The following is a 22,162-nucleotide window of genomic DNA, read 5'->3' as shown; positions in this document are numbered from 1 at the left end:
ATAAACGGACGTTAATGAAAATACTATTGATTGAAGATGACATTCATATCGCGAGATTTTTGGTGAATGGTTTTCAGCAAGAAGGGATAACGGTGACGCACGCAACAGATGGTGTTGATGGATTACACGAGGCCGTAACCGAAGAGTATGACGTGATCATTCTCGATATCATGTTGCCAAAGAAAGATGGGTTTGAAGTGTTGGCTGAACTCAGAGGGCAAGGCTACGCGACGCCCGTCATCATATTAAGTGCCAAACACTCAGTAGAAGAACGAGTGCAAGGGCTACAGTCAGGTGCTGATGATTATTTGGTAAAACCTTTTGCGTTTCCTGAGTTATTGGCTCGTTGCCAAACCTTGGTGCGTCGAGGCAAGCAACCGACACCTCAGCCATTAGAATTGCATTACGGCCCGCTTAGCCTAGACCTACTTAAACACACTCTACAAAGAGATCAACAAACGATCACCATTAATCAGCGCGAGTTTATGTTGATGAAATTACTGCTCGAAAACCGAGAGGCTGTGATGTCGAAAACCGCGATTCTTGAGCATGTTTGGGGGCATCAGTTTGATCCGCAAACCAACGTGGTCGATGTTTTGGTTTGTAGGCTTCGCAGCAAAGTTGATAAGGGTTTTTCTAAGCCGTTAATTCACACACTTCGAGGTGTTGGCTATGTCCTCAAGTCGTAGTATTGAACAGGCGCTTGCTAAAACGCAGAGACATTTGTTGGTTCGCTTTATGTCGACTTTACTGCTCTGCTTGCTGCTGGTGGAACTGATTGTTGGGGCGATCTTCTTTTTCGACCTTTACCAAACGGAAAAGAAGATCCTTACGTCTATGTCGACCGAGTATCAGCGTATTTTGACTTACGATTCGGGTGAGCGATTGATTCATGTTTTAGAGGCGAATCCTCATCGGCTACTCGAAAACAACATTGCGGCGTATAAGCTTGAGAAGGGCGCTTCATCTGATGCCGTGTTTATCGCTGGTGTTCAACATTTATCGACAGAACAGTCTTTTTCTAGCTATCAAATTGATGAGAATCGTTCATGGTTAGAGAGCTTTATCTTTAGTCCCTATATGTCGTTATCTATTGAAGGGGAGCAGTATGATTTCTGGTTGGTTTTGGATAACCGATCAAGAGACTTTATCGCATACAATCAATGGCTAATGACCTTATATGCGTTGCTTGCTCTCGTGGCCGTGACCGCAGTCTTTACTCGTAACATCATTCAGAGTGCAATGTCTCCGTTAGTGACCTTTGGCGACTTGCTCGATAAGCTGAAAAAAGGGCAGTTAGAATTTCCTAGCACTAGCACTAGCACTAAAAATGAAGCCGAATCTGATTTACCGCAAGGGCTCAACGTGATCAGTTATAGTGTCCATACTGCGGTTGCCAAGTTACAGCACGTGACGACAAGCTTGAATACGACCGTCGATGCGATCGCTCATGATATTCGAACTCCTTTGTCGCGTATTACGTTAGCCTCTCAAACTGCTTTACTTAACAACGCCGACCAACAAGCGATGAAAGATGCATTGGCGGACTGCTCTGAGCACGCTATGCAGGCCAGTAATATGTTAACCGCCTTGATGAAACTGAATGATGAGCTAACTGGTAAACGCATACCGCAGAAAGTATCGACTCAGGTCTCTGACGTGATCAGCAATGTGGTGAGCTGGTATGAAGATGTTGCAGAGGACAAACGAATCGAGCTGGTGGTTGAGAGCGCTGATGGTCTTGTGATTCAGTCAGACCCTGATAAGTTGACTCAGGTGTTGGTTAATCTTGTTGATAACGCGATTAAGTACACCGAGCCCGAAGGAAGAGTGACGGTCAAAGCGGAGCAAAGCACCGAAGGTAAGGTCGAGATAAGTATCCAGGACACCGGTGTGGGCATTGAACAGAAATATCAGGACTTGATTTTTGACCGACTTTACCGAGTCGACAGCAGCCGCAGCAATATCGAGGGGTATGGTCTTGGGTTATCTTTAGCGCTTGCCATGGTCGAGAATCTAGAAGGAACGTTAGTCGTTGAATCTGAATTGGGTGTGGGAAGTACTTTTACTCTTTCGTTGTAACAACGATTTATATCGTCACTTCGTCTTTGAAATTTCAACTCTTACGCACAAAGAATGCCCCGCACTAGTGGGGCATTCTTGTTTTTGGGAAGGGAGGTACTCCATGAACAGGTTCGGGAGGTAGAGTAACCTGCGCCAACCCTATTGGCTGCTTGTAGCTTGTAGCTTTTGATCTTAGCCATCGATCCAGTAAATCTTATTTTTCACATGATAGTTGTTGGCATATGCCAATAACGGGGCGTATGCTGAACTTCTGATCATCAATAACAGGAAGTTACTATGTTATACGCAATACCTTGTCGTGACCTTCATGTCGGCAACCATTTTGCCCGTTCTCCACAGATCGCGATTGTCGATGAGCAACAACAAATAAAGCATCTTATTCCTTTGGTTGAGTCAGACAGCCCGTGCAATAAGAAGAAGCAATGGATGTCCGTCGTTAAATCTTATGATGTGAAAGCTGTTGTGGTTCGTCACATCGGGAAGAAAATGCTGTCGCACTTGTTCAATCATGATGTTCGCGTTTTTGCATCTAAAGCAAAGGCGGAAGTTACCACTCTGGATTTCAGCAATCTACAAGAAGTAACCGACCTCGATTATGGTCGCGAGTCCCGAAATAGCGGGTGTAGCAATAAAACTTGCGGCGAGAAAGGGCACAAAAAACAAGCTTCGATTTTAATGGCACAGCCTAATCAGCTAGGCGCTATTCGAGGGTTCCGTAAATGACCTTTTTGTTGACGCTATTGGGGTTTGTCGGAGTCGTTACACTGATGGCGATAGGCGTGATTTTTTCGCGCAAGCCAATCAAAGGCAGTTGTGGAGGACTCGCACAGTTAGACATTGAGCGCGAATGCAATTGCAAGGATGTGTGTGAAGGGCAAAGCCGAAAGTTGTATCAGATTACTGAGCCATCAAGCTAAGTATCAAGTTAAGTATCAAGTTAAGTATCAAGAGTTCTCGCTCGCTGAGTTAAATAACTTCTGGCTAACACGTGACTTAACTGCCTTGAATCACCAACGCATGGCCGTTGACGATGCACTTGGCTACTTTGGTACGTGCTCGCTTAATGATGTTGCCGAACGTTTGGCGAGACACCTGCATCTGCTCGGCGGCTTCAAGCTGGCTCAATCCTTCTTGATCAGCTAAGCGTAAGGCTTCCAACTCTTCTAATAGCAGTTCTTCTTTATGAAGCTCGCCCATAGGAACGCCATTAGGCTTAAAACATGAGTAAGCCGCACGGGTACATAATTGACGATGTTTTTTTGGTCGAGCCATATCTATCTCTAGGAATCTAAGGGTACACAGGAATAAGGGTAAGTATGAAGGTTTTCATTCCTCACAACCATCGGCGTTGCCAAGTGTGCAGCCAAGGTTTTTTCACAGACAGTCCCATTTGTTTTGTAGCTATTGGCGAAGGTGAGACTTTGGCTCAGTACGAAACGCTAGCTAAGCATGAAACGCCAGTTAAGCATGAAAATTTAGCTAAGTATGAAGCTATGGCCAAGATTGTACCAACAGATAAAGCTGAGGGCTACGACGGTATTATGCAGGGGGGCATTGTTACCGCATTACACGACAGCGCGATGCTGTATTGCTTGTTCCATAACAATATCAATGCGATGACGGTGAGTTTAACTTCTCGCTTTCACCATCCAATTGCCATTGGTCAGGAACTCGAAATTCGCGCTCAATGGGTGAATAGCAGACGTAATCTTTATTTCCTCGAAAGCCAAATTACGCAGTGCGGGAAGTTATGTTCGTCGGCACAGAGTCAGTTCATGTCTGCCCCGCCTAGATTTGATCTGAACTAGAAGCTTTGTTCTTTTTGAAGTATTTGAACGCTGTCCAGACGGCATAAGCCGAAACACCTACGATCAACGCTGAGCGAAGTAGAATAGGTGCATCATGCTCAAGTTGACTAACATGCGGCACAATACTAGCGAACAATCGACTGGTAAAAAGCAGCCCCATTACTAACATAACAATTTTATTCATGTGACCTGCTGTTCAATAGGGTACGTTGCACAGAAACAATTATGGGGTGGGCTACACGGCCAAAAAACTATTCTGCTCGAAATAAAATCATGCGCTTCTCAAGCTTGGTCGTCAACGCGATATCAGCTTAAAGCCAGTAAGCTAAAGTTTCGTTTTTGAAAGCGAGGGGGATTAAAAGTGAAGAGGGGATTGAAAGGGGGAAGAAGAGTGATGCGCTAGGGCTTGTTCTACAAACTAAAATGCCACTACAAATCTGAAGTGGCATTAGAACGACAACAAACTATCACTTTGCTTAAACTTAAACTTTAGTTCTTACATAAACTATAGTTCTAACAGTTTGGCCAATTCACGCTCTTCGAGAAGCTCTTCAATGCGTTGACGAGCCTTAGGCCCTTCAGCTTGTGCTTTGGTTGACTTGCCGGCTTTTTTACTGCGGCTCGTTTTTGTTTTTTCCTTAGTTGTCATCGGTAACCTTCCTTGTATTTTCTATCTTACAGGTTGCATGTCTCTTTTAGTGCTTTACCTGCTTTAAATGCTGGTGTTTTTGACGCTGAGATTTGAATCTCTTCTCCAGTTCTTGGATTGCGACCAGTGCGAGCAGCGCGGCTATTCACTTTAAAGCTACCAAATCCAAGGATAGATACATCGTCGCCATTAGCAAGCGTAGTCGAGATGCCTTCAACGAGTGCATTGAGTGCTGTGCCTGCTTGCTCTTTTGAGATGTCAGCAGAAGTTGCGATGTGTTCAACTAATTGAGATTTGTTCATGTTTTAAATTCCTTGTCGAGTTCGTCTGGCGTTTGGTTTTTGCAAACTATTGGTTAAATATGACCAATATGAACTGAAGTTATGTCATTGCTAGGATTGAACTTTGTAAAGTAACAAACGAAGTTGATTATAAAAACATATCACGCCTCATTCAATGCAAATCATTGACTATTACTTGTTTTCGGCCAGTTATGGACAGTGAGTCATGAAAATGAACATCGTTTTGTTTAAATTAATTCATGATATCAATTGAAAGTTAATATTTTTCTGTATGTAGAACAGACAAAAAAGCCCAGCGTGTGTGCTGGGCTCATGCTTTTTTGAAGCAATCTGTTTTTTAAAGCAATCGAGTATTTGAAGCGGTTTTGTACTCGGAGCTAACGCAACGAAAATTATTTAGTAATAAAGATCTGTTCCGTTTTTAGCGAAGTCATCGAGCGAACTTGGCGCCAAATGTAGTAGAAGATACCTAACATCATCAACATACTTGGTATAGCGATGGCCGGGTAGCTGTAAAGTGTCAACTTACCCAATTCTTCATTAAAAGCTGCAGTACCTGCTGGGCTAGTCACAATCCAAGTCGCAAGAAAGTAGTTCATCGCAGAAGAAAATGCGAAGGTACTAGCGAATAGGTAGTTTGACTTCATTAGGCAACGATTAAACTCTGCTTGGTTACCAAACTCTCTTAAACGCTCTTCGATTAGAGATATGTTTAACAGTGCAGGCGTGAAGATAACTTTTTGGATAAACGGGTAGCGAGTGAAGGTTGAGCCAAGAACCGCTAAACCAATTAGGCCGGGTATTAATGCTTCTTTTAATGCTAACCAACGAGTATCAAGTTCGAAGAAGCCGATACCGCCGGTTAATAATACGCTGACAAAGCCAAGTGCCGCGATGAAGTTAAACTTCTTGTTGCGGACTAACTCCATACCACCGTAAGCAATAGGGAAGGCAAGCGCGACAAGTAGTGCTAAGCCAGTTCCTAGGTGCTCCTCTCCACTGAACTTCATTAAGATGAATGAAGGAAGAAAGACGTTAAATACGACTTCGAAAAGAGGACTCGATTTTTTGTTTTCTGTGCTGCTCATAATTTCTAAATACATTATGTTATGGATTTATTCTCAGGGATTGTTGTTTACCTCGCTCAAGATGTAAAGCCTTAAGACGTCATGCTGTGTAACGACATGTGACATCAACGACATCTCTGAACTTATAGAACGCGTAATTCAACACTTTCGTGTCTGAGTTCTCGACCAACTTGGGGCTTATGATGTGAAAGCAGTTGTTTGGTGAGTCAATTTATATGAACGCCATAGCTAAGCTTTCGCGTTTTTCTGCAGTGATCCACATTCATCAAGTTACCTAAGGCTGCAAAGGCATATCCATATAATTGGAAACATGTACGGCAAGTTGCTTGTGATATTTTAGTTATGTTATAACATAACTAAAATATCACTCTTACTGAGAATAACGTTCGTATCGGTAAGAGGAAAACATCAAGCATGTATCAAGGAGATGACGTAATGGATGCCGTGTTAACGAAACCTGTGACAACCAATAATAACCAGCCACCTAACATTGGTTCTGCTGCGAGTATCAAGGAGCAGGCGAATTATGCTCCATGCTTTAGCGCTTCTGAGCAGCCAACGGTGCTGGCAGACATCTATCAAAGCGATGTCAATATTGCTATTTGGCAGCGTACATTTGATGAAGATTTAACAATGGCAATCAGTGAATTTATCGTCTTGAATCCAAGCTTCAGTAAATCTATGAGCCTGTCTCCAGACAACGCCTATGAGAAATTGGAGTTTGCTACCGACGAAACCGCATCTAAAGCACTACTAGAAAACATGGTAGAGCTGGTGGATATGTTCTGTTGTTTGTTTGATCTTGAAGAAGTAGGGCTCCGTTTAGCGGTTCTGAATAAAGCGATGTGTCCACGCTTCCATGTTGACCAAGTCCCTTGCCGTTTAGTGACTACCTATCATGGTGTTGCCACTCAATGGCTGCCAAACGACTTGGTCGACCGTACGAAACTAGGAAGAGGGAGTAACGGAAAGCCAGATTCAGAGTCAGGCTTGTACAGTCATGAGTCGGATATCGAGCAACTTTCGAGTGGTGATGTGGCATTGCTTAAAGGGGAGCGATGGAGTGGCAACGAAAACGCGGGTCTGGTGCATTGCTCACCCGTAACTTCATCTAACGAGACGCGATTGTTGCTGACGTTAGATTTTGGTTAGTCGCGCTCTATTCGCGAGACGATTTTTAGAAGTCGTCGGCTTACCCCTTTTGTACATCCGGTTTTATACTCGTCAAACCTATTAATTTACGCCAACACTGTCAGCATAATGATGAGCAGCGCCGCTAAAGCTAGTACGCCTAACGCACGCCATTGAGAAACAAACGTAACACTGCCATTAAGTTCGATTTTTGTTTGGAAGCCAGTGACCATTGTCCAAGTTAATGGTTTTGAACGTAATTTGTAGAACAAAACAGCAAGGACGTGTAACGCAACCAGAGTTGGAAGTACTTTTACCATAGTGAGGTGAATGTTTTCCAATAATGAAAACACGGAGTCATTCAACCAGATATTTGCATAGGGTAAGTGATCAAGAAGCCCAGCTAAGGCTAAACCAGAAACACACTGAATAGTTAAAGCTGATAACAGTGTAATAACCATCCAACCGCCAGCAGGATTATGGCCTGGCTTTTCTTTTTCTTTTCCTAATAAATAACGAACTACTGATTTAGGTGGTCGTAAAAACTGTCTGAATCGGCTCGTTTCGCTACCCACCCAACCCCAGACCAATCGCCAAACGATTAATGTCATAAGTGCTAGCCCAAGTTGAACGTGGGGTCCATTACCTGAAATGCCCGATGCCATTAACCCCATGAAAAGCGCCGCTTGCGTCCAATGGTATAGGCGAGTTGATAGATCCCAAATCTTCATAGTTTCACTCTCTCTTTTGTTTATTTAATCTCTGTTCGCTTTACAGTAATTTACACAGCAATAGTTGCAATTGCAACTATTGCCGTGTAAATTGACTTTATCAAGGAAACACAGGCATCAAAGAAACACAGACATCAGAGCAAAACGGAACATCGAAACGAATCATCGATGTCTGTATCGAAACCAGACAACAAAAGCTATATGAAGCGAGGAGAGATCAGTATGAACAAGAGAATGACGCACAAGAGATTGGTGAGCCTACTGTGTACTACAACCGTTTTACTTAGTACCCACGCTTTGGCATCACAAGATCATGCGAACCAAATTGAAGAGCGCCAATACGCATTTACACAAGTTGAAACCTTGATTGAGCAAGCCAAAGACTTATTAGATGGCAACGATACGAGTTGGCAGGTATTAGAAGAAACAAGTTTAGAGCTAACAGCTCATAGCGAGTTGTTACTGACGTCATTTCCGGTGGGCAGCCAAGAGGGAAGTAAAGCTAAAGAGAGTGTGTGGAGTGAGCCTGAAAAATTCGAACGACTACTAAGTCAAATGAATCAAGGGTTCCAAGAACTCTATCAAGGTAGCCAACAAGGTGATGTATCACTGGCGGAATCAGGATTAGAAGCAGCGCAGGCGACTTGCAAAAGTTGCCATCGTTCATATCGCTCACGTTGGTAATAACATTCAGTCCGTTCAATTAACTAACTCCATTTAACCAGTTAAAATTATTTAGCCAAAAAGGAACAAAATATGAAAATGAGTATGTTTATAACACTAGCCGTTTCAATCATGTTTTCTGCTTTAACAAACGCAGCAGACTATGCCGTTGCTCTAGGCTACGCTGATGTGAATGTTCAACATTTGGGCTACAAACTTTCTGTGACGAACAACTAGTAGTCGTTGGTTGTTGAGTTAGTATTGGGTAAGTGAAAATACAATAACTGACAAAACTAATAGTTAGTAAAGTAATTAAAGCGATTATTAACTAACCCCAACTTCGGTGAAATCTAAGTAATCGAATATAAATATTGATCTGATGGAAATAAGAATGCCGTTGGGTTTAAATGACGAGAAATAAAGGGCTGAACGTTATGTGTTGGGTCCTTTTCTATTTTTCGTCTAGTTAACAACGCTATGTTGAGCGTATTTAACTTAATTATCCTCCAACAGGCCGTTCTGTATAATTTCTCATGCAATCAATAATTTACTTGGTGAATGTCTCGCTATGCGTGCCCCTACTCACATATATTGCTGATATTAACCTTGGATGGTTTATTAATTTATTTTAAAGCGTAAAATAAATGGTGCTTGCAAACTGTGTTGGTGACAAATTTGTCACCGCGGTTTTTACTTCCAAATTATAGGTTTCCTATGTTCAAGAAACTCTCGCTTAAAAATAAGCTGGCGATCTCTGCTAGCATGGCCATTATCCTGGGGGGGATTTTGGTCGAGGTATTGTCTTTTCGTGCTTCATTGCAACGGTTGGATATTGAAGTTGAACAGCGCTTAGAAGGTGCGTCAGCTTCTTACAATCAATATGTATCGGATTGGATCTTATCCAAAGAGCGTGCGCTTACTTCACTTTCGAAGGAGTCACAACAAGAAAGCTTGGTCACTCACCTGAAGCAGGTTCGTGATTCAGGCTCGTTTGATAATGTGTTCTTAGCGTTCCCTGATGGCTCGCAAAAAAATGCGAATGGCGTAGTGTTGCCACCGGGCAATGATGATCCACGCGTATGGGGTTGGTACACCAATGCGGTTGCGAACCCAAGTAAGGTGTTCATGGATAACCCAACGGTTGCCGCGGCAACTGGGGCGAACGTTGTGTCGTTGGGTACTGCAATGCAACTGCATGGCCAGCAGGTCGTTTTAGGTGCTGATGTAGAAATTACCGACATTCTAAACAGCCTTGAAAAAGTGATTCTTCCAGGCGAAGGCTACATGTTTATCGCGACCAACAAAGGCACGGTTTACACGCACGCTGATACAAAGTTGCTGAATGAGAACATTAGCTCGCTAGGGCTAGATTTTTCTGATGTACAGAAGGCACTGACTAGCGGTAAAGACACGGCTATCGAGTTAAATGGCAGCGACTATGTTTTGTACGCACGTGCGATTGATGGTACAAGCCTGATTACTATCAGTGTTGTTAATCATGACTCTTTGGTTGCACCGTTATTTGATGCGGTGATCGGTCAAGTGTTGGTGACACTGTTGGTTGTGATTGTATGTACCATATTGTTTAACCTGCTGTGTACTATTCTGTTCCGTCCGTTGAACCATGTGTCTCAAGCACTGGCGCAGATCGCTAATGGTAGTGGTGATTTAACTCAGCGTATTCATGTTGAGAACCAAGATGAAGTAGGAGAACTAGCACAGAACTTCAACACTTTTGTAGGAAGTTTACAGCAGTTGATTGGTCATATTCGTGGGCAATCAGAGCAGCTTAACAGCCAGTCAGAGAAAAGTACTCAGCGAGCGAATCGTTCGGTGGATGAGCTTAATCATCAACAGCAAGAGATCACCATGGTGGCGACGGCTGTAACGGAAATGGCGAGTGCAACGCAAGAGATTGCATCGCATGCTGAGCAAACAGCAAAAGCGGCACAAGACTCTGCGACAAGCACTAATAGCGGTCACGCCCTGGTTGTCGATACCAAAGGTTCTATCAATAACCTTGCCAATGAAGTGAATGAAGCAGGTAATGTGATCAGTGAGCTAAACAAGCATGCTCAAGAGATTTCGACGGTACTTGCTACGATTCAAGGTATTGCAGAGCAAACTAACTTGCTTGCTTTGAATGCTGCGATTGAAGCGGCGCGTGCTGGTGAACAAGGTCGTGGTTTTGCTGTAGTTGCAGATGAAGTACGTGTGCTTTCTCAACGAACTCACTCTTCAACAGAAGAGATAAAGTCAACGATTGATGTTTTACAACGCACAACGGCTCAAGCGGTTGATCTTATGGAGAGCAGCTCGAAACTGGCAATACATTCCGTCGAAGATGCCGACCGAGCTTCACATGCGCTAGAAGAGATCAACACAGCGGTGGCTTTGATTAGTGATATGGCGACTCAAATTGCTACCGCAGCAGAAGAGCAAACGCACGTGACGGGTGAAATTACTCAGAACATTACGACCATTAAAGATGTTACGGACCACTTAGTTGTGGGCGCACAGGACAGCTTAACTGAGTCGAACGAACTTAAGAGCCAAGCCGCTGGTTTAAGTGACAAAGTGGCGACTTTTAAGCTTGCTTAACTGTGTCACTCACTGATGCCTGATCAGTGAGTGATTGTTAAGCAATAAGTCAAAGCGACGTAGATTACGTCGCTTTTTTTGTATTTGTGAGTAATCAAATTATTTATTAATCAGTTTCTGAAAACTCTTTCAGCGCACTCATTGCAGTTTCTGCTTTCTCTTTCTGAACGAAGATATGGTCATGGTAATAACCAGCAATTACGTTTGCGCTAATGCCGTATGAACCTAGCTTGGTGGCAAAAGCCGCTGTTAATCCAACCGCTTCAAGACTCGAGTGGACCGATAAAGTTATCAGGCTAAATACACCGTCGAAGTCTAACTGAGCTTTGGTCGCAACGCCTTCTTCAAGAACCAGTGTTAAACTTTCCTTTTCACGAAAGGTCGCGATTGGTTCGAGTTGAACATAATCTCCCAATCCCCCGTCTACAGTACAAAAAACATAATCACCTTCAATGAGCTCTGGTGACATGGACTTTAGCAGAATGTCTAAATCGGTAATGGCGGTCATCGTCTTTTTCCCTGCGTAATTGCGTTTGTTTATGGTGTTGTATAATGCAGCCAAGATAGAATGTAGTTTTGCATAAGTAAAATTAATAATACTTATTCCACATCAGTATCGTTAATGTCGAGATTCCTTCCATCTTGATGACATCGAACAAGTGCTGAGTGGTGAGATGGAGTGGGACTAAACTCATTATCTCTGTTGTGTTTTAGAAAAGCCTGGAGATTGTGTTACATTTAAGTTGATACACAACTGGAGATATCGATGATCTGGCTTTCAGTGAAAGTACTACAGATTGGACTTGTCTATGGATACAGGAAGTATCAAAAAACGAAAAGAGCTCCTATGTAGGGGCTCTTTTTTTAGATGGCCTTGTTCTTATTAAAGTGAGACTTTCTTTTGGAACGTACAGTGTTGAAAGAAATGTTGTATTTGTCCGGTTTAATAACAGGCTATTCCTCTCAGTCTCAGTCTCAGTCTCCAACTCAACTTAGAGAAAACCAAAAAGAAAAAGTATGGCGAAAATAGAACAAGTTACCCCTCATATCGGTGCGCGAATCCATGGAGTCGATCTCGCCACATGCAGTGTGACTGAGCTCGATGAGGTTTATCAGGCGCTGATTACCCATAAAGTAATCTTCCTAGGTGATCAAGTACTCTCACCAGAACAACACTTGATGATTGCAGAGCGATTTGGACAGCTCGAGCCTGCGCATCCCTTCTTTCCTCGCGTCGAAAGCGCACCTCAGGTGAGTGTCATCGAAACAACCTGTGGTAATGCACCCATGGAAAGCTATTGGCATACGGATCTAACCTGGCGCAAAGTGCCATCGAAAGCTTCTTTGTTGCATGCTCAACATATTCCAAGCACCGGTGGGGATACGATTTGGTGTTCGATGACGGCGGTTTTCGAGTCATTAGATGAAGACATGAAAGCAAAGCTGAGAGGGTTGTCTGCGACTCATTCGCTGGTGGCTTTCGAGGGAGTTGAGTCAGATCAGATAGAGCTTGATTGGCACAAATCACTACTTAAAACCGCGCAGAAAAATCCACCTGTAATCCATCCTGTTGTTCAGAGCCATCCGGAAACCGGTAAAGAAACACTTTATATCAATGAACAGTTTACTCGTTATATCAACGAGCTCGACCGACAAGATAGTGATGTTTTACTTTACCAACTGTTTGAAATTGCACGACGCCCTGAGTTTCAAGTCCGTTTCAAATGGGACAAGGGATCAATGGCTATTTGGGACAATAGGGTAACGCAACATTACGCGGTGATTGATTACGGCGATACTCCAAGAAAGATGCATCGCGTTACAGTGACATAATGCAAACGAAGAGGCGCAGCACTTGCTAAGGCGCGTTATTGGTGTAGGCGTGAGCGTATAAATCTGAATCACTTAGGGATGTTGTCTGAGTTAAAGTATGAAACCGAGACTTTATTCATCTAAGTCATAATAAAATCAAAAGCGTTGATACATATTTGATTGAAAGCTCACTGCTCTGAGGTGATGTGTAATATACTCAGCGGAAAACATAAGAACCAACATCAAATTTTAGACTTTGTAAACGTTAGGGCTTAGTAAATAAAGTATTTGTATGAACGCGATTCGTAAAGTTTATCAGTACGCAGAACCTAACCTAACCCTTGTGGGTTGGATGGGCTTTGTCGGTTTCCCTGCTTACTACATTGTATGGGAATTCTTGTTTCCGCAACCCTATGAAAATTTAGCCGTGCGTCTGTTTTGCTCGGTATTGTTCCTTGGGATTGTTGTTCGTAATCGTATTCCATTTGATTGGCGAAAGTACCTTCCGGCTTATTATCAAGTCGCTATTACCCTCTGCTTACCGTGTTTTTTCTTTTACATGCTGCTGATGAATAACTGGTCCAACGTATGGGTTATGTCTTTCATGTCGGCTATTTTCCTCCATATTCTATTAGTTCACGTCACTCGAGTGATGTTTGCACAAACCTTCGCCGGGATAGGGATTGCTACCTTGTGTGCATGGGTGGCACAAGGCTTCTACTTAGAGCTCACAATGGATTGGAAGCATGTGCCAATCTTCTTATTTATCTATTTGTTCGGTAACTTATTTTACTTCCGTAATCAGGTGGAACATGAGAATAAGGTGTCATTGGCGAAATCTTTTGGAGCCGGTATCGCGCATGAGATGAGAAACCCACTAAGTGGTTTACTGACTTCTATTGATGTTATGCAGTCCATATTGCCGAATCCGAAAAGTGGTGGCCACCAAGGGCAATACGCTTTGAGCAATGAAGAAGTTATACAGTTACGTGAAGTGGGTGATGAAGCGATGGAGATTATTCACTCAGGTAACGAGACGATTGATCTTCTATTGACTTCAATTGATGAAAACCGAGTATCTCGTTCTACGTTCAAGAAACATTCAGCTCAAGCGGTGGTTGAAGGGGCGATAGATAGCTTTAACTATAAGCGCTCAGCTGATAAATCAGCGATCTCTTTAGATGTACAAAGCAACTTTGATTTCTTGGGCAGTGATACCTTGTTGAAGTACGTGATGTATAACTTGTTCAAGAACGCATTCCATCATCGCAGCCCTGAAGATTTTCATATTCATGTCACCATGTGCAGTGATGACGTGACCAATCAAATTATGGTTACCGATAACGGAGCTGGTATTTCAAACGATATCATTCGACGTATTTTCCAGGATTTTTACACCACCGGACAATCAGGTAACTACGGCTTAGGTTTGCCATTTTGTCAGAAAGTAATGCGGTCGTTTGGTGGAGAGATTAAGTGTAAGTCTGAGGTGGAACAGTGGACGCAGTTCACGATGACTTTTCCATCTTTGACTTCTCACTCTGTGAATGAAATTAAGAGTGAGCTCACTAAACTAAAGACAGTGTTGATGGTGAGTGACCAGAAAGTACTCTTTGACAAAATTACTGAGACGTCACATTTTATGGGGTTTGACCTCACCGTATTAGACGTTGTATCAGCACTTAAAAATAAGGAATATCAATTTGAGTTCGACTTGATTTTCGTTGATATGGAGAGCTTAGATTTAAGAGCCAATTACCTCGATAGAATTGAATCTTTACTATCGTTCACTGAAGCGAGAATCATCTATTTGTATGAGCATCACCCCATTAAGCGTGTTCGTAACGTTGCTTTTGAACCGATTTGGGTGGAAACACAAGTTTGGCTACTGAATACCAAAGCCACCATCGAGCGCTTACTTTTCGATTCCAATTACGTGTTGCCGTCGGTTGCTGTGAAACCACTAGAGGCGACTAATAAACGTACGATAATGGTGGTGGATGACAACGAATCTTTGCGCCGTTTTACCGCAATGTTATTGGAAAAACAGGGCTTTGACGTTGTACAGAAAGAAGATGGCCAACAAGCGTTAGATGCTTTGGATACCGAGGATGTTGATTTGATTCTGATGGATATCGAGATGCCAATTATGGATGGTATTGAAGCTTCTCGTCGAATCCGCAGTGCAGCCAAAGAATACTCTACAGTGCCGATTATTGCTCACACAGGCGACAGTTCCCCAGTGACATTGGAAAAAATGGAATCGTCAGGCATGTCAGATTTTATTGTGAAGCCAGCAGATAAAACCCGACTGTTCGATAAAATTGCACACTGGATTTGATTTGTTGTACCGTCCGGTTATCCAGCTGAACTAGATGAATAGATGAATAGATGAATAGATGAATAGATGAACACAAGAAAGAGCTCAGCAATTCGCTGGGCTCTTTTTGTATCGCGACATGATAGCGTCTATTCAGTCCTGCCGTTTGTGTTAGTTATAGAATTGGTGTGTACAGAGTTATACGAACTCTAACTCTGGGTGATGGTACGCTTCGTGACAAACGGTGAGCACATGGTCAATGTCTCGTGGTGTCATATCGGCATTCACTGAAAATCGGATGATGTTCTTGTTCTTGCCCGTAGCGGGGCGGCAGAACACCGCACCGAACACATTCCGTTCTTCGAGGAAATCGCGAACACGTTCAGTGTTTCTTTCACTACCACATTCTAATGCCACAATTTGAGACTCGCTGCGGATATTAAAGCCAATTCGTTTTAGACCCGTAGTCAACGATTTAGCACGCTGGAACAGAGCCTGTCGTTTATCATCTGCACCTTTGATTACCTCTAATGTTTTCTCTAAACGGACCACCTCTTGTGGTAACACGGTCGAGCTGAAAATCGCGGGATAAGCAACAAACGGTAAGGTTTCTGAAAGTAGTTTTGGTCCAAGGATCGCGCCTGCACGATAAGCAAAGGTTTTAGCCAAACTTACGGTGATGAAGTCGACTTGCTTTGTAAGGCCCAATGCGTGAACTATGCCGGCACCATTTTCCCCATGCGTGCCCAATGAATGCGATTCATCAACGACGACGGCACAATCAAACTCCTGCGCCATTTCGTAGATGTCGCGTAGTGGGGCGATGGTCCCAATGGTACTGTAAACCGAATCGACCACAATAACGCCTGAGCCGTGGCGCTCTAACTGTTTACGCAGGTGATTCATATTGTTATGCATAAACGGGTGGGCGATGCCGCCAGCGGCACGAATGCCTTCCCATAGCGACATATGGGCAAAAAAGTCGATATACACCGATGTGTCCGGCGGGCAGATGGTTTGTAATAGTCCAATATTGGCCGCCCAACCTGACTGAGAAAGCAAACAGCTCTCCATTCCGACATAGTTCGCGAGCTCGGTTTCAAACGCAGGTTTAGACTCTTCATCTTGTAAAAAAATTGCAGACATCACTACGTTGTCATCGTGTTCGATAATCGCCGCTTGATGGGCGTCTTGAATCGGTTTGTTGTGTGACAGTGCTAAGTAATCATTGCTCTGCATCACGACGGCGTTGCGCTGAGGTCGTTTACCCAATACCAAGTGCTTTTGGCTTTGGTTCTGGGTAATGAGGTCTTGAATATAGAAGTTCAAGCGTTCTTCGATAAAGGAAGGTAGTGGTTTGTTTTTTGTTGTATCACTCATAATTATTCTCTTCAAATACGGGAAAACGCCAGCGCCGGCGGTTGTATATTGAAGTTAAAAAGTGATGTGTCATTAGCCAGTTTGCATAATTTTGTATGTGCTAGCAAACTCAGTATTTAAAGGTATCGAAGAGAGTCATTTTCCTTACGGTGCGGGGCTTTAACCTAGATCAGATTGGAATGATAGCCTTCTTTTTTATGATAAAAGGCTATTAAAATTTCGGTGTTCTAATGACCCTGAAAAAAGTCGATTCTGAAAAGCTTTGATGTCCTAGCTGCGTATTATGAACTGGCACGTATTAAGAACTGGAACGTATTAGCTATGAACGTGAATCAGTTCGATTAAGTCGTTCAATTCCTGCTTGGCTTTTCCCTCTAACGAGTAACCAATATTGATGCGTAAGCAATTGCTGTAAAGGTCATGAGTGCTAAACAGGTGCCCAAGCCTGATATCAATGTTGTGGTCGGCAACTGCCTGAGCAAAGCTTGATTGGTTCAAATTTGGTATTTGTAGCCAAAGTACCATGCCACCTTGTGGGTTACTTATCTTTACTCCTTGAGGAAGGTGCTGAGCCAAATAACTTAGGTATTGCTGGCGCAAAGAGAGAAGCTGAGTACACCTTCTTCTAACGTGTTTTGCGTATTGACCAGATTCGATAAAGTCAGCAACTGCAAGCTGAGTGGGTAGGGCGACGCCATAGCTTGCAGCAGAAAACTGAGCCTTGTATTCGTTAATGAACCTCCCTGGTAAGCACCATCCTAATCGGTAACTCGGTGACAAGCTTTTCGATATTGAACCACACCATAGTACATAGCCGCCTTTGTCGTAGTATTTCGCGGGGAGTGGAGTGTGTGAGGAATAAGAAAGTTCCAGATACACATCATCTTCAATGATCGGTACTTGATAGTGATTCGCTAATTCAGCAAGCTTTTGTTTTTGACTAGCCGACATGTTGATCCCTTGAGGGTTCATATGAGAGGTACAAAAAATCGCGGCATCCACTCGTTTATTCTTCAAATGTGCTTCTAATTGTTGCAAGTCGATACCGTCATCTAGAGATGGGATCTCGATGATTTGTCGCGACATCTTTCCGAGCAACTCCAGAATGCCGTTGAAACAAGGTGAACTAATCGCGATGGTGTCGCCTTCTTTGGTGCACGATTCAAGTGCAGCCTTAATCGCAGACATACAGCCTGCCGTAATCACCATCTCTTCAGGTGAAAAGTGTACATCGAGCTTGGCAAAGTGAGTGGATAATGCCAGACGTAACATTGGCTCACCTTGTGTATCTGGGTAATGGTTTAGCCTGCTGCTCATACGCCGAATAGCGCGGCGAAAACTGCGTTCCAGTTCAACAATCGACTGTTCATCATTGGCGGTGCTAGACACCCCTAAAGGTCCATTAATTGAGTTGTGAGTCGATGAGGTTAGCTTGACGCTCGACACTTTACTTTCAAACTGTGCCCACTCTGGGGTTGAACGAGCAGGTTTATGAGGAGAAACAAAATACCCTGCTTGCGGTCGAGAGTGTATCCAGCCTTGTGATTCCAGTTCTTGGTAGCAGCTCACCACGGTCGACATGCTGATGGCTTGTTGTTTAGCTAATTGACGCAGCGAAGGCATGCGTCCACCTTCGGGTCTTTTCCCCGTTTCAATCTCATCAATAAACTGATTGGCTAGCTTTCTGTAGATGCTCATGGTCACGACCGTTGTTAACTGTACTGGTTTTTATTGTAAAAATTGTATCTGTACTGGTTTTATTGATCAAGGGATACTCATTCAAAACAAAGGAGGGGTCAGTATGAAAAGAAATGATTTGTTGCTAGCGGTGTTCGTGATGGCAATTTGGGGATTCAATTTCTCGATGATCAAAATGGGTGTAACCAATGTTCATCCTTTGTTGGCAACCGCCGCGCGTTTCTCGCTAGCGGTGATTCCGGTGATATTTTTTGTAGCAAGACCGAATGTCGCGTGGCGTTATTTAGTGAGTTATGGCTTTGTGTTTGGTGTGGGCATCTGGGGCATGGCTTCATGGTCAATCACCGCTGGGCTCTCATCGGGGCTTTCGTCGGTGTTGCTTTCAACCAATGTGCTAATTGGTATGGCGGTTGGCGTGTGGGTTTTCAAAGAAAGTGCGTCGGTTCGCAAGTTAATGGGTGCGATGTTAGCCATGTGCGCGTTGGCGGTGCTGGTTTCCGCAGCAACGGGCAATGTCACTGTTAATGGCGTGATTCTTATTATGATCGCAGCGTGTAGTTGGACGTTAATGGGCGTGATTGTTAAAGCGTCTCAAACCACTCAGGCTTTTGCGTTTAACGTGTGGGGCATGTTATTTGCGCCAGTTCCATTAGTGTTGTTTGCCGTGATGTTGCACGGTGACCAAATTATTTGGCTGGGGATAGAGCAATGGGATTGGAACACAACGATTGCTGTGTTGTTTCAGGCTTACCCAACCACGCTATTCGGTTACTGGGTGTGGAATAAACTGTTAATTCAATATCCGTTAAGCACGACAGCGCCGTTAACCTTGCTAGTGCCTATATTCGCATTGATCAGTGGTTACTTTATGTATGACGAGGTGCTATCAGTCGCTCAAGTTGTGGCATCTGTACTGTTTCTAGTCGGTATAGGTTTGATAGTGAAGCCTGCTAAGACAACCGTAAGACCTCTTAGGGAAATAAAGACGATTGATTGAGCGTTTTCTAAAAACACAGCAGAATAGCATTGTCGAAAGGATTGACTAATTCGAATTAAATTCTGAAATGATACAAATATCATATTTAATAATGGTTGCTTAGTAACCTCTGTTGAGTTTGATATCAAATCAAGTGGCTGATTTTATTGGGTATAGGATAGAGGTCTCAAAAATTATCTTTTAGAACACTAAAGTTTTAAATTCTTATTATGTTAGATTTTGCGGGATATAATATCACATCGTACCTGTTGGTTAGGTGTTTTTTAGCTATATATGTGACTTTACAAGGGAGTTATCTTCCTGATTTGAAAGAATAATTAAATTGATGAGATAAAAAAGTTGGCGAAAATCAGAAGCTTGGCATACACTTTCCTTGTAAATGACCTTATCTCATTGATTGAATAGGGTAAATGCTTTGGCGCTACTGAAGATGGTAGCAATGTATAACATAGCTTTGAGGAAAGTTTTATGGCACTCACTAAAGCCGATTTGGCTGAGAACCTGTTTGAAACACTCGGATACAGCAAGCGGGATGCCAAGGAAACGGTTGAAGTGTTTTTCGAAGAAGTTCGTAAGGCACTTGAAAATGGCGAACAGGTAAAACTGTCTGGTTTTGGTAACTTTGATCTTCGTGAGAAAAACGAGCGACCTGGTCGTAACCCGAAAACTGGTGAAGACATTCCAATTTCTGCTCGACGTGTTGTTACTTTTAGACCGGGACAAAAACTAAAGGCCCGAGTCGAAAATATTAAAATCGAGAAGTAGCCAAGCAATAGACCACGCCTAGCGTGGTCTTTTTGTATCTACGTCTTATGCATCATTTGCTGACTGTCTTGTCACTAGTTTCTCTTAGTGGTATCACCTGACTCTCTTTTCTTAGCTACCCTTCTCGTTAACCACTAATAGTGACATCCCCTATATTTTGCTTTCTGATACTAATGAACTAATGAACTAATGAACTAATGAACTAATGAAAGCAACGCGAGAGCACTAATAAAAAGAAAGGGCTGCGATTATGCAGCCCTTTGTTGTTCTTGTTTATGGTAAGCGTTTATGCCGCTTTAATGTGCGTGGTAATGTAAGGTTGCCATGCTTGTTGGTAAAGCTCTAAAGATTGGCGTCTTAGGCTATTGATTTGTGCCGCTTCGATATCGTTGATTGGGCGATGTTCTGCAATTGCGTGACGCTCAATGCCTTGGATGATTTCGTAGAGTTCGTGCTCAGGGCCACTTTTCACATCAGCAATCGCTTTTAAGTGAAGTTGAACTTCTGCAATGATGTTGGTCTTTGGCAAACGAACCAACAAGTTAAGGTCACGGTAGCCAGAGTCAGCTGGTGATTTAAACTTGTTTTTCAGCTTAACAACGTCTGCTTCACGGCTTAGCGCTTCGTACACTTCAACCAAGCTCTCGACATCATTCGCGATGATAGTTGCACGGGCTAAGTCGGTAATTTTTGTCACATCACCATCAAGCTCAAGGGCGATTTTTTCTTCTGCACGAGCTTGAGATTTAACGCCAGCAAATAGCGCTTCAGAATTGGTGAGTAGGGCAGTACTTTTACAGATAGTTTCAAGTTCAGCTTGGCCTTGATGCGCTTTGCTGTACAGAATATCGAAGTCGGTGTAAGGCTGAGTCGGGCGTGAGTCGAAGGCTTTGATGCCGTAAAGGCCGCTCAAACTATGACGGAATACGTTTGAAGATATTTGGTTTTGCGCAGGAGTGCGCGTTTGATCTGTTGAACTTGTTGAAACAGGTGCTGCTGCGAATGCAGGCGCTCGGCTCAATACCAAAAGCATTAGGGCCGTCGTACGGAGAAATACACTCATTCAAACTCCAAAATACAAGGTTACAAAAAACGGGTAGTCAAAAGGGGTAACCAGTAACGCACAAGAGTAAAAACAGCTTAACTAAACTTACTACATATTAAATTGGGCTAGCTAAGACAGAAACCAACTCTAACGTTTAATATTGCTTTAAAATGTGAAGATATAGACAAATAATCCAAGCGTTAGTTCCGCAATTATCAGAACTTTGAACTTAGCCAGTTTCTGATTTTATCGAAAGCAATTTGGTACTTTAAACCAAGCTAAGGTTGCTCTTACCTCTCTATACTGTACCCTTGCATTATGACTGTTTAACATGAACGAAAGATGAATAATCCTGAATTTTGGCACAATAAATGGGCAGCCAACCAAATTGGTTTCCACCTCGAAGATGTTAACCCACTTCTGATTAAATTTTGGGAAAAGACTGAGCCTAGCTACGAGAAGAGTGTGTTTGTTCCACTTTGTGGTAAAAGTGAAGATCTGATTTGGCTAGCTTCAAAGCATGAAGATGTTCAAGGTGTCGAGTTAAGCCAGATTGCGGTTCGCGCATTTTTTGCAGAGCACCTTTACACCCCGACTGTGACTCAAATCAGTGGTCAGCACGAGCTGTATCAATTCGATGAACTGAACATCTACACGGGCGATTACTTCACGGCGCCAATCCAGCCTGTCGATACCATTTATGATCGCGCGTCTTTAGTCGCATTGCCTGAAGAGATGCGAGTGCAGTATGTAGAGCGTTTGAAACAACTGTTGAAACCGGGCGGTAAGATCCTTCTGGTGACGCTGGATTATGATCAAAGCGAGATGGCGGGGCCTCCGTTTAGCGTACCTAAACTAGAGATCGATCAGTTGTTCGCTGGATACAAAATCACATTGTTGAATCAAGATATAGCGGACGATGAACATCCGAAGATTGCTAAGAAAGGCTTGTCTCGATTCAGCGAAGAAGTGTATTTGATTGAGTCAGACGCTTAAGTCAGTGAGCTTTCAAGCGAAAAGACCGCTTCAATAAAATGATAACATCAACAAAAAGACGGGCTCGATAGCCCGTCTTTTTTATTGTTCA

General features: G+C 43.2%; 24 protein-coding genes. 14 read left to right on the top strand and 10 right to left on the bottom strand.

The genetic code is table 11. The annotated features are described in order from the left end of the window. The first annotated feature begins 14 nt into the window (after positions 1–14). The 4 genes from OCV30_RS08770 to nqrM all read left to right on the top strand — a co-directional run bounded on the left by OCV30_RS08770 (position 15) and on the right by nqrM (position 3,002). Entirely contained in the window at positions 15–689 is a 675-nt protein-coding gene (locus OCV30_RS08770; RefSeq protein ID WP_004734810.1) for a response regulator transcription factor, read from the top strand. After that, the gene (locus OCV30_RS08765) at positions 673–2,082 is read left to right on the top strand and encodes a sensor histidine kinase (protein ID WP_065678682.1); all 1,410 of its coding nucleotides are present in this window, start codon (positions 673–675) and stop codon (positions 2,080–2,082) included. The genes OCV30_RS08770 and OCV30_RS08765 overlap by 17 nt, the downstream gene beginning before the upstream one ends. A gap of 279 nt (positions 2,083–2,361) precedes the next feature. Beyond that, on the top strand, positions 2,362–2,808 hold the full coding sequence (locus tag OCV30_RS08760; protein ID WP_065678681.1) for a NifB/NifX family molybdenum-iron cluster-binding protein: 447 nt from the start codon (positions 2,362–2,364) through the stop codon (positions 2,806–2,808). Next, complete coding sequence (gene nqrM, locus OCV30_RS08755; protein WP_009846971.1) at positions 2,805–3,002, top strand: (Na+)-NQR maturation NqrM; 198 nt, start codon at positions 2,805–2,807, stop codon at positions 3,000–3,002. Before OCV30_RS08760 ends, nqrM begins: the two co-directional genes overlap by 4 nt. Before the next feature lie 76 nt (positions 3,003–3,078). On the opposite strand, the gene OCV30_RS08750 is transcribed toward nqrM, so the two are convergent. Then, on the bottom strand, positions 3,079–3,357 hold the full coding sequence (locus OCV30_RS08750; RefSeq protein WP_065678680.1) for a DUF134 domain-containing protein: 279 nt from the start codon (positions 3,355–3,357) through the stop codon (positions 3,079–3,081). A gap of 44 nt (positions 3,358–3,401) precedes the next feature. Here OCV30_RS08750 and OCV30_RS08745 point away from each other — a divergent pair, with 44 nt between their 5' ends. Further along, entirely contained in the window at positions 3,402–3,893 is a 492-nt protein-coding gene (locus OCV30_RS08745; RefSeq protein WP_065678679.1) for a PaaI family thioesterase, read from the top strand. On the opposite strand, the gene OCV30_RS08740 is transcribed toward OCV30_RS08745, so the two are convergent. The 4 genes from OCV30_RS08740 to OCV30_RS08725 all read right to left on the bottom strand — a co-directional run bounded on the left by OCV30_RS08740 (position 3,874) and on the right by OCV30_RS08725 (position 5,932). Then, the gene (locus OCV30_RS08740) at positions 3,874–4,077 is read right to left on the bottom strand and encodes a hypothetical protein (RefSeq protein WP_012604160.1); all 204 of its coding nucleotides are present in this window, start codon (positions 4,075–4,077) and stop codon (positions 3,874–3,876) included. The two genes, OCV30_RS08745 and OCV30_RS08740, sit on opposite strands and share 20 nt — an antisense overlap. 321 nt (positions 4,078–4,398) lie before the next feature. Beyond that, positions 4,399–4,542: a hypothetical protein gene (locus tag OCV30_RS08735; protein WP_009846967.1), complete on the bottom strand. Its 144-nt coding sequence runs from the start codon at positions 4,540–4,542 to the stop codon at positions 4,399–4,401. Between the two features lie 26 nt (positions 4,543–4,568). Further along, positions 4,569–4,844, bottom strand: coding sequence for an HU family DNA-binding protein (locus OCV30_RS08730; protein ID WP_009846966.1), 276 nt, complete (start codon positions 4,842–4,844; stop codon positions 4,569–4,571). 392 nt (positions 4,845–5,236) lie between these two features. Then, a complete protein-coding gene (locus OCV30_RS08725; RefSeq protein ID WP_017096977.1) occupies positions 5,237–5,932 on the bottom strand; it encodes a VC0807 family protein in 696 nt (231 codons plus the stop codon). Positions 5,933–6,367: 435 nt separating this feature from the next. Here OCV30_RS08725 and OCV30_RS08720 point away from each other — a divergent pair, with 435 nt between their 5' ends. Further along, positions 6,368–7,084: a DUF1826 domain-containing protein gene (locus tag OCV30_RS08720; RefSeq protein ID WP_065678678.1), complete on the top strand. Its 717-nt coding sequence runs from the start codon at positions 6,368–6,370 to the stop codon at positions 7,082–7,084. An 86-nt stretch (positions 7,085–7,170) separates the two neighbouring features. On the opposite strand, the gene OCV30_RS08715 is transcribed toward OCV30_RS08720, so the two are convergent. Continuing rightward, positions 7,171–7,794: a cytochrome b/b6 domain-containing protein gene (locus OCV30_RS08715; protein WP_065678677.1), complete on the bottom strand. Its 624-nt coding sequence runs from the start codon at positions 7,792–7,794 to the stop codon at positions 7,171–7,173. A gap of 168 nt (positions 7,795–7,962) precedes the next feature. On the opposite strand from OCV30_RS08715, the gene OCV30_RS08710 reads away from it, so the two are divergent. The 3 genes from OCV30_RS08710 (at position 7,963) to OCV30_RS08700 (ending at position 11,058) form a co-directional block, all read left to right on the top strand. Continuing rightward, the gene (locus OCV30_RS08710) at positions 7,963–8,478 is read left to right on the top strand and encodes a cytochrome c (protein WP_083994586.1); all 516 of its coding nucleotides are present in this window, start codon (positions 7,963–7,965) and stop codon (positions 8,476–8,478) included. 72 nt (positions 8,479–8,550) lie between these two features. Continuing rightward, positions 8,551–8,694 carry a hypothetical protein gene (locus OCV30_RS08705; RefSeq protein ID WP_009846961.1) on the top strand — a complete coding sequence of 48 codons (144 nt, stop codon included), beginning with the start codon at positions 8,551–8,553 and terminating at the stop codon, positions 8,692–8,694. 477 nt (positions 8,695–9,171) lie between these two features. Further along, positions 9,172–11,058: a methyl-accepting chemotaxis protein gene (locus OCV30_RS08700; RefSeq protein WP_029223812.1), complete on the top strand. Its 1,887-nt coding sequence runs from the start codon at positions 9,172–9,174 to the stop codon at positions 11,056–11,058. Positions 11,059–11,164: 106 nt separating this feature from the next. On the opposite strand, the gene OCV30_RS08695 is transcribed toward OCV30_RS08700, so the two are convergent. Next, positions 11,165–11,566, bottom strand: coding sequence for an ACT domain-containing protein (locus OCV30_RS08695; protein ID WP_065678676.1), 402 nt, complete (start codon positions 11,564–11,566; stop codon positions 11,165–11,167). A gap of 509 nt (positions 11,567–12,075) precedes the next feature. Between OCV30_RS08695 and OCV30_RS08690 the strand changes: the two genes are divergently transcribed. Both OCV30_RS08690 and OCV30_RS08685 read left to right on the top strand, forming a co-directional pair. Continuing rightward, a complete protein-coding gene (locus tag OCV30_RS08690; RefSeq protein ID WP_065678675.1) occupies positions 12,076–12,891 on the top strand; it encodes a TauD/TfdA dioxygenase family protein in 816 nt (271 codons plus the stop codon). A gap of 271 nt (positions 12,892–13,162) precedes the next feature. After that, positions 13,163–15,211 carry an ATP-binding response regulator gene (locus tag OCV30_RS08685; protein WP_065678674.1) on the top strand — a complete coding sequence of 683 codons (2,049 nt, stop codon included), beginning with the start codon at positions 13,163–13,165 and terminating at the stop codon, positions 15,209–15,211. A gap of 177 nt (positions 15,212–15,388) precedes the next feature. Here the strand turns inward: OCV30_RS08685 and cqsA are convergent, their stop codons facing one another. Together cqsA and OCV30_RS08675 are read right to left on the bottom strand one after the other, a co-directional pair. Next, a complete protein-coding gene (cqsA, locus tag OCV30_RS08680) occupies positions 15,389–16,570 on the bottom strand; it encodes an alpha-hydroxyketone-type quorum-sensing autoinducer synthase (RefSeq protein WP_065678673.1) in 1,182 nt (393 codons plus the stop codon). A gap of 315 nt (positions 16,571–16,885) precedes the next feature. Further along, complete coding sequence (locus OCV30_RS08675; protein WP_065678672.1) at positions 16,886–18,268, bottom strand: aminotransferase-like domain-containing protein; 1,383 nt, start codon at positions 18,266–18,268, stop codon at positions 16,886–16,888. Between the two features lie 103 nt (positions 18,269–18,371). On the opposite strand from OCV30_RS08675, the gene OCV30_RS08670 reads away from it, so the two are divergent. Beyond that, positions 18,372–19,265: an EamA family transporter gene (locus OCV30_RS08670; protein ID WP_065678671.1), complete on the top strand. Its 894-nt coding sequence runs from the start codon at positions 18,372–18,374 to the stop codon at positions 19,263–19,265. 468 nt (positions 19,266–19,733) lie between these two features. Further along, entirely contained in the window at positions 19,734–20,030 is a 297-nt protein-coding gene (ihfA, locus tag OCV30_RS08665) for an integration host factor subunit alpha (protein ID WP_004734853.1), read from the top strand. A gap of 286 nt (positions 20,031–20,316) precedes the next feature. On the opposite strand, the gene OCV30_RS08660 is transcribed toward ihfA, so the two are convergent. Next, on the bottom strand, positions 20,317–21,093 hold the full coding sequence (locus tag OCV30_RS08660; RefSeq protein ID WP_048611816.1) for a RelA/SpoT domain-containing protein: 777 nt from the start codon (positions 21,091–21,093) through the stop codon (positions 20,317–20,319). Between the two features lie 324 nt (positions 21,094–21,417). On the opposite strand from OCV30_RS08660, the gene OCV30_RS08655 reads away from it, so the two are divergent. Further along, a complete protein-coding gene (locus OCV30_RS08655) occupies positions 21,418–22,071 on the top strand; it encodes a thiopurine S-methyltransferase (protein ID WP_048658502.1) in 654 nt (217 codons plus the stop codon). Positions 22,072–22,162: the final 91 nt, after the last annotated feature.

It is taken from the genome of Vibrio atlanticus (assembly GCF_024347315.1).
GTDB lineage: Bacteria > Pseudomonadota > Gammaproteobacteria > Enterobacterales > Vibrionaceae > Vibrio > Vibrio atlanticus.
Note: the sequence above shows the minus strand (reverse complement) of the source record. Positions and strands in the feature narration are given on the sequence as shown.